1 protein-coding gene is annotated in these 1,280 nt (G+C 75.0%); it reads right to left on the reverse strand.

All coding sequences use genetic code 11. The annotated features are described in order from the left end of the window. Nucleotides 1-230: 230 nt before the first annotated feature. The gene (locus HW577_RS25150) at nt 231-755 is read right to left on the reverse strand and encodes a M23 family metallopeptidase (protein ID WP_198378817.1); all 525 of its coding nucleotides are present in this window, start codon (nt 753-755) and stop codon (nt 231-233) included. Nucleotides 756-1,280: the final 525 nt, after the last annotated feature.

Genomic DNA, 1,280 nt, shown 5'->3' on the forward strand with positions numbered 1-1,280 from the left:
GAGCTCAGGCGCGAGCCCCTCCGGTCCGGCGCGGGGCGGCTGAGGCCGGGGCGCCGCCCGCCCTGCGCGGCGCAGCCCATTGGCGCCGAAACCGCGGGGGCGGCCCGCCGGTGAACCGCATCAGGCCTGCGCGCCTCGGCCGGCGTCATCTGCATACAAAATTGCATGCAGCCATCGGCCGGCCGGGCGCGGGTCGCCCCGGAGGCGATCCGCGGCCCGCGACGGCGCTGTCAGCGCGAGGGCGCCTCGGCGAGCTGGCGGTCGTCGAGGCAGGCGGTGCGCGTCAGCCAGGGCCACGGATCGACCGCGCGGCCGTCGCGGCGGAGTTCAACATGCAGATGCGCCCCCGTGGTCCGCCCCGTCCGCCCGACCGCGCCGATCACCTGGCCCGGGAAGACATAGGACCCGACGCGCGCATCCGAGGCGAAGCGCGACAGGTGCGCGTAGCGGGACCGCGAGCCGTCCCGGTGCTCGATCTCGAGCATCAGCCCATATGCGTAGTAGCGCCCGGCGAAGACAACCGTGCCGCTGACCGGCGCGCGGACCGGCGTGCCGACCGGCGCGCGAAGGTCGACGCCGGGATGAAAGCCGCGGCCGCGATGGCCGAAGGCGGAGGAGAACTCGCCCGAGACCGGCATGCCCAGCGGACAGGGCGCGGCGATGGCCTGCGGGGCGGCGGCGACGAAGGCGGCGGCAGCGAGGGTGGCGATGCGCACAGGACGGCGCAGGCGCGCTTTGGGGCGCGTCTCGGTCATGGTCGGCAGGTCTCCCTTGGTTCTTCGTGAAGTCCCGACCTGCCCTTCCCCTGCCCGGCCGCCGGCGTCAATCCCCGCTGGAGACCCGGCTGGGTGGGGTGCGGGTGGGGGACATCCCCCGGTTTCCGCCATATCCCCCGGCCGCCGGGGCGGCCTCGACGCGCGAAGATCGGCGGCGAAGTGCCGATTTTGGGGCGTTTCCCAGGATCCTCAGGGCTGGCACGGCGCTTGCGGTCCGTGGCCTCACGTCCGCGTCATCGACGCAGGCGCTGGCCCACGGATCGGAAAGGGAGACCACAATGCCGACCAGGACACCAGAGAGCCTTGTTACCGCGACGCGACCCGGGTTCGGGTCGGTCGCGTCGGTGCGGCGCACGGCGCGCGCGCTCCTCTTGGCGGCGGCGGCCTTCGCGGCCTTGCCGGCCGTGACCTTCCTGATCACGACGCCCGCGGAGGCCCGCGGCGGCGGTGATGGTGGCGGCGGCGGCGGCGGTGGCGGTGGCGGCGGAGGTGGCGGCGGTGGTG

It is taken from the genome of Neoroseomonas rubea (genome assembly GCF_016106015.1).
GTDB classification, from domain to species: Bacteria; Pseudomonadota; Alphaproteobacteria; order Acetobacterales; family Acetobacteraceae; genus Neoroseomonas; species Neoroseomonas rubea.